Genomic DNA, 12,485 nt, shown 5'->3' with positions numbered 1-12,485 from the left:
AGCACGTAAGCAAGTAAGCAGTTAAGCAAGGAGGCAAAGATGGCGCCGTACTACATCTGGTTTGCGCTGGCCGCGGTGCTGGTGATCGCGGAACTGGGCCTCGGCACCTTGTATTTGCTGATGGTGGCGCTGGGCGCCGCGGCGGGTGGCCTGGGTGCGCTGGCCGGGCTTGGTGCAGCCGCCCAGACCCTGCTGGCGGCGCTGGTGGCGCTAGCGGGCTTTGTCGCGCTGCGGCGCTCCCGCTATGGGCGCGTGAGGCGCGATGCGGCGGAGCGCGATCCCAACGTCAACCCGGACATCGGCCAGGAGCTAGAAGTGCCGGCCTGGGGCGACGCCGGGCGGGCACGCGTGCGCTACCGCGGCACCGACTGGGACGTGGAACTCCAGGCGGCTGGCCCGGCAGCGCCCGGGCGTTTTCGCATCGTCGAGGTGCGCGGCAACACGCTCTTCGTCAGCCCGCGATAGAGCAAGGTAGGGCGAGGCAGGGCGTGGCCTCGGTTTTCCCCGTTTTTTGCAGTTCGTTTTTCTCAACCCCGTCACGGAGGTCCCATGTTCGAATTCTTCGGCAGCCTGCTGCCCCTGCTGATCCTGGTCGCCGTCATCGTGCTGGTGGCGCAAAGCTTCAAGATCGTGCCGCAGCAACATGCCTGGGTGCTGGAACGCCTCGGCAAGTACCGCGCCACGCTGACGCCGGGGCTGACTGTCGTGCTGCCCTTCATCGATCGCGTGGCCTACAAGCATGTCCTGAAGGAAATCCCGCTCGATGTGCCGAGCCAGATCTGCATCACCAGGGACAACACGCAATTGCAGGTGGACGGCGTGTTGTATTTCCAGGTAACCGATCCGATGAAGGCATCCTACGGGTCCAGCAATTTCGTGGTGGCTATCACCCAGTTGTCGCAGACCACACTGCGCTCGGTGATCGGCAAGCTGGAGCTGGACAAGACCTTCGAGGAGCGCGAGTACATCAACCACAGCGTGGTCAATGCGCTGGACGAGGCCGCCGCGAGCTGGGGCGTGAAGGTGCTGCGCTACGAGATCAAGGATCTCACGCCACCCAAGGAAATCCTGCATGCGATGCAGGCGCAGATTACCGCCGAGCGTGAAAAGCGCGCGCTGATCGCCGCGTCGGAAGGCAAGCGCCAGGAGCAGATCAACCTGGCCACGGGCGCGCGCGAGGCCGCCATCCAGAAGTCCGAAGGCGAGCGGCAGGCGGCCATCAACCGGGCACAGGGCGAGGCTTCGGCGATCCTGGCGGTGGCGGAGGCCAACGCGCAGGCCATCGAGAAGATCGGGCATGCCATCCGCACGGACGGTGGCATGGAGGCGGTGAACCTGAAGGTGGCCGAGGAGTACGTGAGCGCCTTCGGCAATCTGGCCAAGCAGGGCAACACGCTGATCGTGCCGGGCAACCTTGGCGACATGAGCACCATGATTGCGTCGGCGCTGCAGATCGTCAAAGGCCAGCAGAAGGGGGCTTGAAGCGAGGGGGCTTGAAGGAGAAGGCTTGCACAGAGCAGGCAGTCATGCGGCGTGCCGCCGGGCTGCCTTGGTCTTTTACTCCTTGCCCGCACCCTTCATGATGCGTGCCTTCTCCCGCTGCCAGTCGCGGTCCTTCTCGGTTTCGCGCTTGTCGAACATCTTCTTGCCCTTGGCCAGCCCGATCTCGCATTTGACGCGTCCGCGCGTGTAATGCAGGTTGAGCGGCACGATCGTGAAGCCGCGCTGCTCCACCTTGCCGATCAGGCGCTTGATCTCTTCTGCCTTGAGCAGCAGCTTGCGGGTGCGCACCGCGTCGGGCGAGATGTGGGTGGATGCGCTGTTCAGCGCGCTGATATGGGCGCCGATCAGGAACAGCTCGGCGTCGCGAATGACCACGTAGCCTTCCTTGATCTGCACGCGTCCCGCGCGGATCGCCTTGACTTCCCAGCCCTCGAGCACGATCCCCGCCTCATATCGCTCTTCGATGAAGTAGTCGAAAAAGGCTTTCTTGTTGTCTGCGATGGTCATGCGGTCCGGATAGTGGAAATGGAGATAAGTAAAACAAGCACCAAAAAACGTAGGGGAAAGACGCTGCAGGGCCGTGCAAGGCCGTCAGGCCGCGGTTTGGGCGCTATCGTGCGCGCCCGGGGTGCCGTCGGCGCGCGCGTGGGCTAAAATCGGGATTCTAGCAAACCGGCCCGCTCCGGTGGATTCCGCAGTGCGTCATGGCGCTGGCGGCGCCTGCGCGGGCCATGATTCCCCACTACATGGCAGACGTCCATAAATCCGTGCTGCTCGGCCATTCCGCCGAGCAGATGTACAACCTGGTCACGCAAGTCGAGGACTATCCCAAGTTCCTCCCCTGGTGCGGTGGCGTGGAGGTGTTCGAGCAGACCGAGACGATGCTCGACGCCAAGATCTACATCCACTTCAACGGCATCAAGCAGTATTTCCACACCCGCAATACGCAGGAGCGGCCCACCAAGATCGATATGGTGTTCGAGGATGGCCCCTTCAAGACCTTCAGCGGTTCCTGGCGCTTCACGCCGTTGCGCGAGGATGCCTGCAAGATCGAATTCCACCTGCATTACGAGTTTTCCAGCTTCCTGCTGGAGAAAATCATCGGGCCGGTGTTCAGCATGATCGCCAATACGTTTGTCGATGCGTTCGTCAAGCGTGCCGAAATGGTCTACGGCAATGGCTGAGCACGACGCCGGCACCGCGGCTCCGGTGCGCATCTCGGTTTGCTATGCCCGCCCAGGCGACGCCTTCCTGAAGGAGGTCGAGGTGCCCTTCGGCACCAGCATTGTCGCCGCGATCGCGGCCTCGGGCCTGCTGCAGGCTTGTCCCGAGGTGGATCCCGCCACCATGCGGGTCGGCATCTTCAGCAAGCTCAAGACGCCGGATACCCTGGTGCGGGCCGGCGACCGCGTCGAGGTCTATCGCCCGCTGGTGGCCGATCCCCAGTCGGCCCGCAACCGGCGCGTGCAAAAGACCCGCAAGGGCGGCACGCGCGAAGGGCAGAAATGGCTGCGTGGCGGCTGACAGGCCCCGGCGCGGAGCTGCGCACGCGCTCAGACGCAGTTTTGTGCGAGCGCGGCGTTGACGCGTTGCAATTCGGCTTGCCGCTCGTCATCGTTCAGTTGCTGCGGCGAGCCATCTGGCGCTGACACGGCAATGCGGCGGTTCTGCTGCAGGGACGTCGCATAGTTGCGCGATTGCGCGCAGCGCACCTGGCGCTCCTGCGCGGCCAGGTCCTTGGCGGCCTGGTCCGCTTCGGCCTTTGCCTGCGCGGCGCGGCGTTTCTCGAAGGCTTCCTCGGCACTTGCCATGGACTCGGCTTTCACACTGCCATTGCCCTTTGCGCCCGGCGCCGGCGCAGCCTGGGTGGCGGCGGCAACGCCTGCAGGGCTGGTTGCAGCGGCTGGCGGCTCGACCGGGCGCAAGCTGCCGGCAAAGCGTCCAGGTGCCTTGATCACGCTGGCGGCAGGCACCGAGGGCGGCGGCGGCACGTCGCTGTAGACCATGCGGCCGCTGCCGTCGCGCCACTGCCATTGTGAATCCGCCTGGGCGGTGGCTGCCTGGCATAGGCAGGCGAGGGCGGCCAGCGTGGCGAGCTTGATGTGCGCGGTCGATCGTTTCATGGCTTAGCGTGTTGGGGCAGCCTGCGGTGAGAGTGCGTGCGGCAGCAGGGCGCACAGGGCTGGAACCCCGCTTTGCGAGTGACTCGTGCGCCCTTGGCTGACGGGATTGGCCGCTAGTTTAGGCAGACTTGTCGACAGCGTGCAAGCGAACCGACCAGGCCACGCCAATCATGAGCAACGCGATGGCCGCGATCTCCAGCGGGCGCGGCAGGCGATGGTCGAAGACAAAGCCGTACGCCAGCGCGAACAGCGTCTCGAATACGATCATTTGCCCCGAGAGCGTAAGTGGCAGGCGGCGGCTGGAGATATTCCAGAGGTTGTTGCCGATCAGTGACGCACCAAGCGCCACGGCCGCGTTGACCATCCAGAACCACTGCCAGTCGCGGCCGCCGCTGGCCGCATCCAGGCTGTCGCCGGCGACCAGCCAGCCCAGCAGTGCCAGCAGCGCAAGCACCACCGACACCACGCCGGTGGAGATGCCATACAGCGCGGACCATTCATTGCCGCTGTACTGCGGGTTGCGCTGCAGGTAGCGTGCGTTGTCGACCGCGTAGAGCGTCCAGCACACCAGCGCGCCGGCCGCGCACATCACGCCGGCCAGCCGTTGCCAGACCGTGCGCACCGCCTCGCCCGCGGCAGCGCCGTGCGCATGTCCGCCGCCGGCGAACAGGTCGATATTGATGCAGGCGATGCCGGCGGCCACCACCAGCAGCGGCCAGATCAGGCGCGACAGCGGCACGGCGCCATGGTCGCGCCGGCCCATGATGGTCACGGAGATGGGCAGGATGCCGATGATCAGCGAGGTGGGGCCCACGCCGGCCAGCTGCACGCCGAACGCCAGCAGCACGTAGTACAGCAGGTTGCCTGTGAAGGCCTGGCGCAGCAGCGCAAGGCAGTCTGCGCGCGTGAGCTTGCGCGCAATGCGCTTCATCAGCGGCAGCGCGGCGATGAAGGCGACCAGCCCATAGGCCAGGTAGCGGCCGATCGCGAGTTCCCAGGGGGAGAAGACGGGCAGCAGCTTGGGGGCGATAAACACCATGCCCCAGAAGGCGCCGGCCAGCAGGCCGCACAGTACGCCAATACCCATTGTGGCTTGCCTATCCCTGAAAAAAAGACAAAGAGCATAGCAGACTTGAACAAGGGCACTCGCAGGCGCGTCAAGAAACGTGCCATTCCTGTATAATTCGGTTTTGCGCCTAGAGGAATTGCTATGCGTCTTGTCCAGAAAGCACTCACATTCGATGACGTGCTCCTCGTGCCGGCCTATTCGTCGGTACTGCCCCGGGATGTTTCGCTCCGTACCCGCCTGACCCGTTCGATCGAATTGAACATTCCGCTGGTATCCGCCGCCATGGATACCGTCACGGAAGCCCGCCTGGCAATTGCCATGGCGCAGGCCGGTGGTATCGGCATCGTCCACAAGAACCTGAAGCCGGCCGACCAGGCCCGGGAAGTGGCGCGCGTGAAGCGCTACGAATCCGGCGTGCTGCGTGACCCGATCACCATTCCCCCCGACATGAAGATCCGCGATGTGATTGCACTATCACATCAATACGGCATCTCCGGTTTCCCGGTGGTGGAAGGCAAGACCGTGGTCGGCATCATCACCAACCGCGACCTGCGTTTCGAGGAAGAACTGGACGCGCCCGCGCGCGCCAAGATGACGCCGCGCGAGAAGCTCGTCACGGTGGGCGAAGACGCATCGCTGGAAGACGCCAAGCGCCTGATGAACCGCCACCGCCTCGAGCGTGTGCTGGTGGTCAACAAGGACTTCGAGCTCAACGGGCTGATCACCGTCAAGGACATCCAGAAGGCAGTGGAACATCCGCTGGCCAGCAAGGATGACCGCGGCCAGCTGCGGGTCGGCGCCGCAGTCGGCGTGGGCCCTGATAACGACGAACGCGTCGACCTGCTGGTCAAGGCTGGCGTGGACGTGATCGTGGTCGATACCGCCCACGGCCACAGCCAGGGCGTGCTGGACCGCGTGCGCTGGGTCAAGCAGAACTACCCGCAAGTGCAGGTGATCGGCGGCAACATCGCCACCGGTGCCGCCGCGCGCGCGCTGGTCGATCATGGCGCCGACGGCGTCAAGGTCGGCATCGGCCCGGGCTCGATCTGCACCACCCGTATCGTTGCTGGCGTGGGCGTGCCGCAGATCACTGCGGTTTCCAACGTGGCCGAAGCCCTCAAGGGCACCGGCGTGCCGCTGGTGGCCGATGGCGGCATCCGCTACTCGGGCGACATCGCCAAGGCACTGGCTGCCGGCGCGCATGTGGTCATGATGGGCGGCATGTTCTCCGGTACCGAAGAGGCACCGGGCGAAGTGTTCCTGTACCAGGGCCGCTCCTTCAAGAGCTACCGCGGCATGGGTTCGGTCGGCGCGATGAAGGACGGCGCGGCAGATCGCTACTTCCAGGAAGACAACACCGCCAACGTCGACAAGCTGGTTCCCGAAGGCATTGAAGGCCGCGTGGCCTACAAGGGCTCGGTCACCGCCATCATCCACCAGATGTGCGGCGGCGTGCGTGCTTCCATGGGCTACTGCGGCAGCAGCTCGATCGCCGACTGGCACGAGACGTCCGAGTTCGTGCAGATCACCGCCGCGGGCATGCGCGAGTCGCATGTGCACGACGTGCAGATCACCAAGGAAGCGCCGAACTACTACATCGACTAAGTCGGTGTCAGTGAGTCGACCAGGCAGGTCTTTATGAACTGGCGGCTGTGCGGGACCTGGATGTCCCGCCAGCCGCGCGCCGGCTGCGCCGCCCGGCGCCGCCCGCAAGCCAGGCACTGCGCCTGGCCGGAGGAGTTCTCATGAAAGTATTGCTGCGTGCCGTGCTGTTCCTGGATGCGTTGCTGAATCTGCTGCTCGGCATCGTCATGCTGCTGTCGCCTTTCACGACCCTTTATAGCGCGCTGCAACTGCCGCAGCCGCAGCCCGCGATGTACGGGCAGTTGCTCGGCGTGGCCCTGGTCGGCCTGGCCTTGCTGCTGTGGCAGGCAACCGTCAACGGGCAGCTCACGGTGGCGGTGGCGCGAACAGTCGGGCAGGTCAATCTCACCAGCGCGGTGCTGATCGTGGCGTGGATGCTTATGTTCGAGCTGCCGGTGCAGGGCGCCGGCAAGATCTGGCTGCCGGTGCTGGCCGCGGTGCTGGCCTTCTTCGCCGCGGTGCAGATCCCGGCCGCCAAGCGCGTACGCGTGCGCGAACGCGAGCAGCGTGAACAACGCGAGCTGCAAAAAGAGACGCAAAACAAGGATGCCGGCACCGCCCCCGTGGCACGCCGGCCGCAATCACCCGAATACCGGCGCGAGCCGGGTGTCACGCCGCCGCCCGGCTATGGTCCGGGCACCGAAGTGATGACCGAGCCCGCACCGGACGAAACGCCATCCGCCCATCATGCACGACAAAGTCCTCATCCTTGATTTCGGCTCGCAAGTTACGCAGCTGATCGCCCGCCGCGTGCGCGAAGCGCACGTCTACTGCGAAATCCACCCGAACGACGTCACGGACGAATTCGTGCGCGAGTTCGCGCCCAAGGGCATCATCCTGTCCGGCAGCCACGCCAGCACCTACGAAGACCACCAGCTGCGCGCGCCGCAGGCCGTGTGGGACCTCGGCGTGCCGGTGCTGGGCATCTGCTACGGCATGCAGACCATGGCCGTGCAACTGGGCGGCAAGGTGGAGTGGAGCGACCATCGCGAGTTTGGCTACGCCGAGATGCGTGCGCATGGCCACACCGCGCTGCTCAAGGACCTGGAAGATTTCTCCACGCCCGAAGGCCACGGCATGCTCAAGGTCTGGATGAGCCACGGCGACAAGGTCGCCGAGCTGCCGCCGGGCTTCAAGCTGATGGCCTCCACGCCGAGCTGCCCGATCGCCGCCATGGCCGACGAAGCGCGCGGCTACTACGCCGTGCAGTTCCACCCGGAAGTCACGCATACCGCCAAGGGCCGCGACATCCTGGAGCGCTTCGTGCTGAAGATCGCGGGCGCCAAGCCTGACTGGGTCATGCATGACCACATCACCGAAGCCGTCGCCAAGATCCGCGAACAGGTCGGCGACGAAGAAGTGATCCTCGGCCTGTCCGGCGGCGTCGATTCCTCGGTGGCCGCAGCCCTGATCCACCGCGCCATCGGCGACCAGCTCACCTGCGTGTTCGTCGACCACGGCCTGCTGCGCCTGAACGAAGGCAAGATGGTGATGGACATGTTCGCCGGCCGCCTGCACGCCAAGGTCATCGCCATCGACGCGTCCGAGCAGTTCCTCGGCCACCTGGCTGGCGTGACCGATCCCGAGCAAAAGCGCAAGATCATCGGCCGCGAGTTCGTCGAAGTGTTCCAGGCCGAGGCCAAGAAGCTGACCAACGCGAAGTGGCTGGCCCAAGGCACGATCTACCCCGACGTGGTGGAGTCCGGTGGCACCAAGACCAAGAAGGCCACCACCATCAAGAGCCACCACAATGTGGGCGGCCTGCCGGAGACGCTCGGCCTGAAGCTGCTCGAGCCGCTGCGCGACCTGTTCAAGGACGAAGTCCGCGAACTCGGCGTGGCGCTCGGCCTGCCGCCGGAGATGGTCTACCGCCACCCGTTCCCCGGCCCGGGCCTGGGCGTGCGTATCCTGGGCGAAGTCAAGCGTGACTACGCCGAGCTGCTGCGCCGCGCCGACGCGATCTTCATCGAAGAGCTGCGTGGCACGGTTGCTACCGAGCAGGATGCCGCTGCGGGCATGTGCGAGCCTTCGCAAGTGGGCAAGAGCTGGTACGACCTGACCAGCCAGGCCTTTGCGGTGTTCTTGCCGGTCAAGTCGGTTGGCGTGATGGGCGACGGCCGAACCTATGACTACGTGGTCGCGCTGCGCGCGGTGCAGACCACCGATTTCATGACGGCGCATTGGGCGCATTTGCCGTACGCGCTGCTGGGCCGCTGCTCGAACCGCATCATCAATGAGGTTCGGGGGTTGAATCGCGTGGTGTATGACGTGTCGGGCAAGCCGCCGGCAACGATCGAGTGGGAGTGAAATCGGGTCCTTCGGGGACTATCGCCAGCTATCGAAAAATCGTCGTAACGTATTGATTTAAAAAGAAATGGGTTGCGATGGCTATCGGTCACCATCGCCGGCCAGCGGAACTGGTTGGCGGTAGAAGTGGCAGTAGAACCAGGAGGCCGGATTAAGGCCCTCCCGCTTACTATCCAGACCAAATCGGTCTTTGACGGTAAAAGTCTCTTCGGGAAAGCTGGCTTTATGCGGTTTTCCCGGCATCAGCAGGTCTCCTGGCCCCTGACGGTAAAAGCCGTCATGAACAGGAGGAAAAACCTCGATGCTTACCGACACCGCACTGCGCAATCTCAAGCCTAAATCCAAGACATACAAGGCTTCCGACCGCGATGGCATGTATGTGACGGTATCGCCCACCGGTACCGTCACCTTCCGCTAGGTTTACCGTCTCAATGGCCGGCGCGAGACGCTGACCATTGGCCGCCACGGGCCGTCCGGCATCTCGCTGGCGATGGTTCGAGAAGAGCTGCTCGACGCCAAGAAGGCCGTCGCCCAAGGCAAGTCCCCAGCCCACGAGAAGCAGCGCGAAAAGCGCCGACTGACCGCCGCCAAGACCTTTGGCGACGTGACCGACAAGTGGCTGGTGGATGCCCGGATTGCCGACAGCACCGAGGCGATGTGCAAGAGCATCGTCGATCGGGACATTCTGCCGGCCTTCCAGAACCGGATGCTCAATGAAATCACCGCTGATGACCTGCGCGCCCTGTGCGGTAAGGTGAAGGTGCGCGGTGCGCCCGCCACCGCGGTGCATGTCCGCGACATCGTGAAACAGGTCTATGCCGTCGCCAGCCTGCATGGTGAGAGGGCGATCAACCTGATCGAACACGATCTGCCACGGTTGACGGCCGAGCCAATCAGCGCGGAGGCCTTGCGGGAGAGCCGTGAGCGATTGCTGGCGCGCGGGGCAGGGTGGCTGGACAAGCCTTCGTGCGCATTTCTTCGGTCAGTAGAAGACGAGAAGCCAGACTTCGGCATTCTCGGGCTTTCTCATGCGAGTCAGCTGCCGGGTGTTCGGCGGAAGTTGCATAACCTGGCCCAGCGTGCCGCGGCCAAGCGCGAGGCAGATCGCCGCGAGCTTGAGCAGGCACTGGAGCGAATCGCAGGCCGGGCCGGGTGAACCGCCGGTGCTATTGCTAACCTAACCGGGATTCTTGGCCCGGCCGTTCGGCATAGTTTTTTTTGCGTCCAGCAGGGCGCACTTCCTTTCTGTGTAGATGGAAGTCACACGGAAAAAGCGGCGTTCGTCATGAAATATTCACAAAATTCGACGACATTGCTGGCGAAGCATCCACCCCGCTATTTCCAAAAACTCCGGCGACTCATGCGTTTGAAATGACAGGCAACTCGGCATCGGTCAGCGTGCTTGCGCTGACAGGATTCTTGAGTGGCTTGGGGCTCCTGATTGCGACTGGGATGGTGCGTGCGCAGTCGACGGGTACGTCGGGCGGGCCATCACGGTCGGACATGCCTCTGCATGGACAGGCCACCGCTGCCACATTGCCGTTGGCGGATGCGCCGGCCATCAGCCTCGCGGCGGGGAGAAATGAAAGGTTTTTCGATTTCGACATACCCGCGCTACCCTTGGATTCCGCACTTGACCGCTATGCGGCGCAGTCCAGACGGCCGGTGCTTTTTCGAAGCGAACTCGTGACCGGGCGCATGTCGTCAGCTGTGCGGGGGCGCTTCTTGCCCGAAGTCGCGCTGAACCAGCTACTCAAGGGCACCGGCCTCGTCGCAGAACGAGACGATGCAGGGGGAGGCGGCAGTGCCTTTGTCTTGATGCAAGCCGATGAGCACGCTGCACCGGCACCCTATGCCGGGATCGACAATCTGGTCAGTGATCGACGGTATCCTGGCCAGGTTCAATCCCGCATCTGGCAGGCGCTCTGTAGCACCCCACGGACCGCCCCCGGGACTTACCGCGCGCTGATGCGCTTTCAATTGAGCGCCGATGGCCGCATCCAAGGGGTGCGCTTGCTGGGTTCGACGGGGGAGCCCCAACGTGACGTGGCGCTGATGGAGACCTTGAGAACGATTCAGGTCCCTCCGCCGCCGCTGGATATGGTGCAACAACCGTTAACTATGTTGATAGTCCCCGGGGATCACAATGGCACGCTTCGCTGCGGCAGGGGGGCATCCTAGCTATGTCCGACGACGTGCAGCCGGCCTTGTTGGACCATTTGGCCAATCGCTACGCCAAACTTAAGCGCAGTCTCGTGCGGGTGCTGGGCAGCGATGATCTGGCCGGCGATGCTTTGCACGATACCTATCTGAGGTTGCAGCGCCAGGAGAGCCGCGGGCCGATCCTGAGCCCGAGTGCCTATCTGCTGCGCATGGCGGTCAATATCGCCGTCGATATCCAGCGCAGGCAGAGCCGCAACTTGTCGACAGACGACGTTGACGCTCTCATGGCGCTGTCCGATCCCGCACCCGGTCCGGCGCAGGTGGTTGAAGACCGTGCCGAGCTTGAGGCCTTGAGCAGAATCATGGCGCGCTTGCCAGAGCGCCGGCGGCAAATCTTGCTGCTGGTCCGCTGGGAAGGATTGCCGCAAAAGGAAGTGGCCGAGCGACTGGGGGTTTCGATACGCACGGTCGAGAACGAATTGAAGCGCGCGCACGATTTCTGTGCCCAAATGTCGAGCAGACAAAAATAGTTGAGGGATTTGAGCATTGTCATTCGTCTTTACTCGTGAAACGCAATCCGCGCCGAAGCTGCGCGCCGCTCGCCGACTCTATCCAGCGCGTGTCGTCATGGTGGCTTGATTCGATATCGTGAAGAAACCCATCGACCAACATGCCGTCTCCAACGACGTGCTCCAGGAGGAAGCGCGGGCCTGGGTGCGCTTGCTCACCTCGCGCGAAGTCAATGCATGGGATGCGCAAGGATTTCAACGCTGGCTGCAGAGCAGCCCGGCCAATAAGGAAGCGTTCAACGAAGCCAGGCGGCTCTGGACTGCGATGAAGCCGGCGGCAGGGGAATTGCTGCGTGCCAATCCGGGGATCGCCGCCGCACACAGCCATGCACGACGCCCCATGCAGTCGGGCCGTCGTGCATTCATGGGCGCGGCGGTGAGTGCTGCGGCCGTAGCGGCCGTTGCCGCGGTGTACCCACCCCTCGGGGCCTGGCCAGCAATCACGGAGTGGGGGGCGGACTACCGTACCGCCGCCGGCGAGCGGCAGGAAATCGGGCGTGCCGGCAGTGTTCTGGTTACGCTCAACACGCGGACCAGCGTTCGACGACAGATGGACCATGGCGAAATGGTCGGCCTGGAACTTATCAATGGACAGGCCGCCGTCGACCTGTCCCGGGACGGCCAGCGCTTCGTCGTGACGGCGGGAGCCGGCCGAAGCGTAGCCGAATCGGGACGCCTCGACGTAAAGTCTCTCAACGGCAAGGTCTGTGTCACCTGTCTTGAGGGCGCCGCACGCGTGGAGCATCCCTCGGGGATTCGCGCACTCCTGGCTCGGCAGCAAGCAATCTACGACGATCGTATCGTCAGCCCCGTCGCCGGCGCTGATCCGCAGGAAGTGTCGGCTTGGCGCACCGGAGAAATGGTATTCCGCAATACGCCGCTTGCCGAGGTGGTCGAAGAAATCAACCGCTATCGCCCCGGCCGTGTCGTGCTGGTGAACGCCGCTGTTCGCGCCCATCTGGTGAGCGGTCGATTCCTGGTTACGTCTCTCGACGCGGTGTTATGGCAAATCGAGCGTACCTACAAGCTTGAAGCCACGTCCTTGCCAGGAGGACTGCTGGTCCTGAGTTGATCTTTCCGGCACGAGGGCTGGCCTTCGCACTGCGC

13 protein-coding genes and 1 pseudogene are annotated in these 12,485 nt (G+C 64.0%); 11 read left to right on the top strand and 3 right to left on the bottom strand.

The window, feature by feature from the left end; translation table 11 throughout:
* The first annotated feature begins 39 nt into the window (after nt 1–39).
* Both AC1Q7Q_RS12415 and AC1Q7Q_RS12410 read left to right on the top strand, forming a co-directional pair.
* Nucleotides 40–465 (top strand): NfeD family protein, encoded by a 426-nt coding sequence (locus AC1Q7Q_RS12415; RefSeq protein ID WP_492371711.1) that lies wholly within the window; start codon nt 40–42, stop codon nt 463–465.
* Between the two features lie 84 nt (nt 466–549).
* Complete coding sequence (locus AC1Q7Q_RS12410) at nt 550–1,482, top strand: SPFH domain-containing protein (RefSeq protein WP_459371101.1); 933 nt, start codon at nt 550–552, stop codon at nt 1,480–1,482.
* Between the two features lie 75 nt (nt 1,483–1,557).
* On the opposite strand, the gene smpB is transcribed toward AC1Q7Q_RS12410, so the two are convergent.
* A complete protein-coding gene (smpB, locus tag AC1Q7Q_RS12405) occupies nt 1,558–2,010 on the bottom strand; it encodes an SsrA-binding protein SmpB (RefSeq protein ID WP_006164727.1) in 453 nt (150 codons plus the stop codon).
* A 239-nt stretch (nt 2,011–2,249) separates the two neighbouring features.
* On the opposite strand from smpB, the gene AC1Q7Q_RS12400 reads away from it, so the two are divergent.
* Nucleotides 2,250–2,687 carry a type II toxin-antitoxin system RatA family toxin gene (locus tag AC1Q7Q_RS12400; protein WP_150983478.1) on the top strand — a complete coding sequence of 146 codons (438 nt, stop codon included), beginning with the start codon at nt 2,250–2,252 and terminating at the stop codon, nt 2,685–2,687.
* Nucleotides 2,680–3,027, top strand: coding sequence for an RnfH family protein (locus tag AC1Q7Q_RS12395; protein WP_492371712.1), 348 nt, complete (start codon nt 2,680–2,682; stop codon nt 3,025–3,027). Before AC1Q7Q_RS12400 ends, AC1Q7Q_RS12395 begins: the two co-directional genes overlap by 8 nt.
* A gap of 29 nt (nt 3,028–3,056) precedes the next feature.
* Here AC1Q7Q_RS12395 and AC1Q7Q_RS12390 read toward each other — a convergent pair whose 3' ends face one another.
* Both AC1Q7Q_RS12390 and AC1Q7Q_RS12385 read right to left on the bottom strand, forming a co-directional pair.
* Nucleotides 3,057–3,626 carry a DUF4124 domain-containing protein gene (locus AC1Q7Q_RS12390; protein WP_492371713.1) on the bottom strand — a complete coding sequence of 190 codons (570 nt, stop codon included), beginning with the start codon at nt 3,624–3,626 and terminating at the stop codon, nt 3,057–3,059.
* Between the two features lie 118 nt (nt 3,627–3,744).
* Nucleotides 3,745–4,713 carry a DMT family transporter gene (locus AC1Q7Q_RS12385; RefSeq protein ID WP_150983476.1) on the bottom strand — a complete coding sequence of 323 codons (969 nt, stop codon included), beginning with the start codon at nt 4,711–4,713 and terminating at the stop codon, nt 3,745–3,747.
* 123 nt (nt 4,714–4,836) lie between these two features.
* Between AC1Q7Q_RS12385 and guaB the strand changes: the two genes are divergently transcribed.
* The 7 genes and pseudogenes from guaB (at nt 4,837) to AC1Q7Q_RS12350 (ending at nt 12,450) form a co-directional block, all read left to right on the top strand.
* Nucleotides 4,837–6,300, top strand: coding sequence for an IMP dehydrogenase (gene guaB, locus AC1Q7Q_RS12380; protein WP_006163509.1), 1,464 nt, complete (start codon nt 4,837–4,839; stop codon nt 6,298–6,300).
* Between the two features lie 140 nt (nt 6,301–6,440).
* Nucleotides 6,441–7,052, top strand: coding sequence for a hypothetical protein (locus AC1Q7Q_RS12375; RefSeq protein WP_492371714.1), 612 nt, complete (start codon nt 6,441–6,443; stop codon nt 7,050–7,052).
* The gene (gene guaA / locus AC1Q7Q_RS12370) at nt 7,027–8,646 is read left to right on the top strand and encodes a glutamine-hydrolyzing GMP synthase (RefSeq protein WP_043346901.1); all 1,620 of its coding nucleotides are present in this window, start codon (nt 7,027–7,029) and stop codon (nt 8,644–8,646) included. Before AC1Q7Q_RS12375 ends, guaA begins: the two co-directional genes overlap by 26 nt.
* Before the next feature lie 301 nt (nt 8,647–8,947).
* Nucleotides 8,948–9,499, top strand: a pseudogene (locus AC1Q7Q_RS12365) (tyrosine-type recombinase/integrase); the annotation flags it as partial.
* A gap of 518 nt (nt 9,500–10,017) precedes the next feature.
* Complete coding sequence (locus AC1Q7Q_RS12360; RefSeq protein ID WP_492371716.1) at nt 10,018–10,827, top strand: TonB C-terminal domain-containing protein; 810 nt, start codon at nt 10,018–10,020, stop codon at nt 10,825–10,827.
* Between the two features lie 2 nt (nt 10,828–10,829).
* On the top strand, nt 10,830–11,339 hold the full coding sequence (locus tag AC1Q7Q_RS12355) for an RNA polymerase sigma factor (RefSeq protein WP_253927749.1): 510 nt from the start codon (nt 10,830–10,832) through the stop codon (nt 11,337–11,339).
* Between the two features lie 118 nt (nt 11,340–11,457).
* Nucleotides 11,458–12,450: a FecR family protein gene (locus AC1Q7Q_RS12350; protein WP_492371717.1), complete on the top strand. Its 993-nt coding sequence runs from the start codon at nt 11,458–11,460 to the stop codon at nt 12,448–12,450.
* Nucleotides 12,451–12,485: the final 35 nt, after the last annotated feature.

Source organism: Cupriavidus sp. GW823-FHT07A04 (assembly GCF_058794615.1).
This window is presented reverse-complemented; position numbering and strand designations above follow the sequence as displayed.

What these genes read in the sequence shown, in the direction of transcription:
- AC1Q7Q_RS12415 (WP_492371711.1), top strand. Translation starts at nt 40, where the DNA reads ATGGCGCCGTACTACATCTGGTTTGCGCTGGCCGCGGTGCTGGTGATC.
- AC1Q7Q_RS12410 (WP_459371101.1), top strand. Translation starts at nt 550, where the DNA reads ATGTTCGAATTCTTCGGCAGCCTGCTGCCCCTGCTGATCCTGGTCGCC.
- smpB (WP_006164727.1), bottom strand. Translation starts at nt 2,010, where the DNA reads ATGACCATCGCAGACAACAAGAAAGCCTTTTTCGACTACTTCATCGAA.
- AC1Q7Q_RS12400 (WP_150983478.1), top strand. Translation starts at nt 2,250, where the DNA reads ATGGCAGACGTCCATAAATCCGTGCTGCTCGGCCATTCCGCCGAGCAG.
- AC1Q7Q_RS12395 (WP_492371712.1), top strand. Translation starts at nt 2,680, where the DNA reads ATGGCTGAGCACGACGCCGGCACCGCGGCTCCGGTGCGCATCTCGGTT.
- AC1Q7Q_RS12390 (WP_492371713.1), bottom strand. Translation starts at nt 3,626, where the DNA reads ATGAAACGATCGACCGCGCACATCAAGCTCGCCACGCTGGCCGCCCTC.
- AC1Q7Q_RS12385 (WP_150983476.1), bottom strand. Translation starts at nt 4,713, where the DNA reads ATGGGTATTGGCGTACTGTGCGGCCTGCTGGCCGGCGCCTTCTGGGGC.
- guaB (WP_006163509.1), top strand. Translation starts at nt 4,837, where the DNA reads ATGCGTCTTGTCCAGAAAGCACTCACATTCGATGACGTGCTCCTCGTG.
- AC1Q7Q_RS12375 (WP_492371714.1), top strand. Translation starts at nt 6,441, where the DNA reads ATGAAAGTATTGCTGCGTGCCGTGCTGTTCCTGGATGCGTTGCTGAAT.
- guaA (WP_043346901.1), top strand. Translation starts at nt 7,027, where the DNA reads ATGCACGACAAAGTCCTCATCCTTGATTTCGGCTCGCAAGTTACGCAG.
- AC1Q7Q_RS12360 (WP_492371716.1), top strand. Translation starts at nt 10,018, where the DNA reads ATGACAGGCAACTCGGCATCGGTCAGCGTGCTTGCGCTGACAGGATTC.
- AC1Q7Q_RS12355 (WP_253927749.1), top strand. Translation starts at nt 10,830, where the DNA reads ATGTCCGACGACGTGCAGCCGGCCTTGTTGGACCATTTGGCCAATCGC.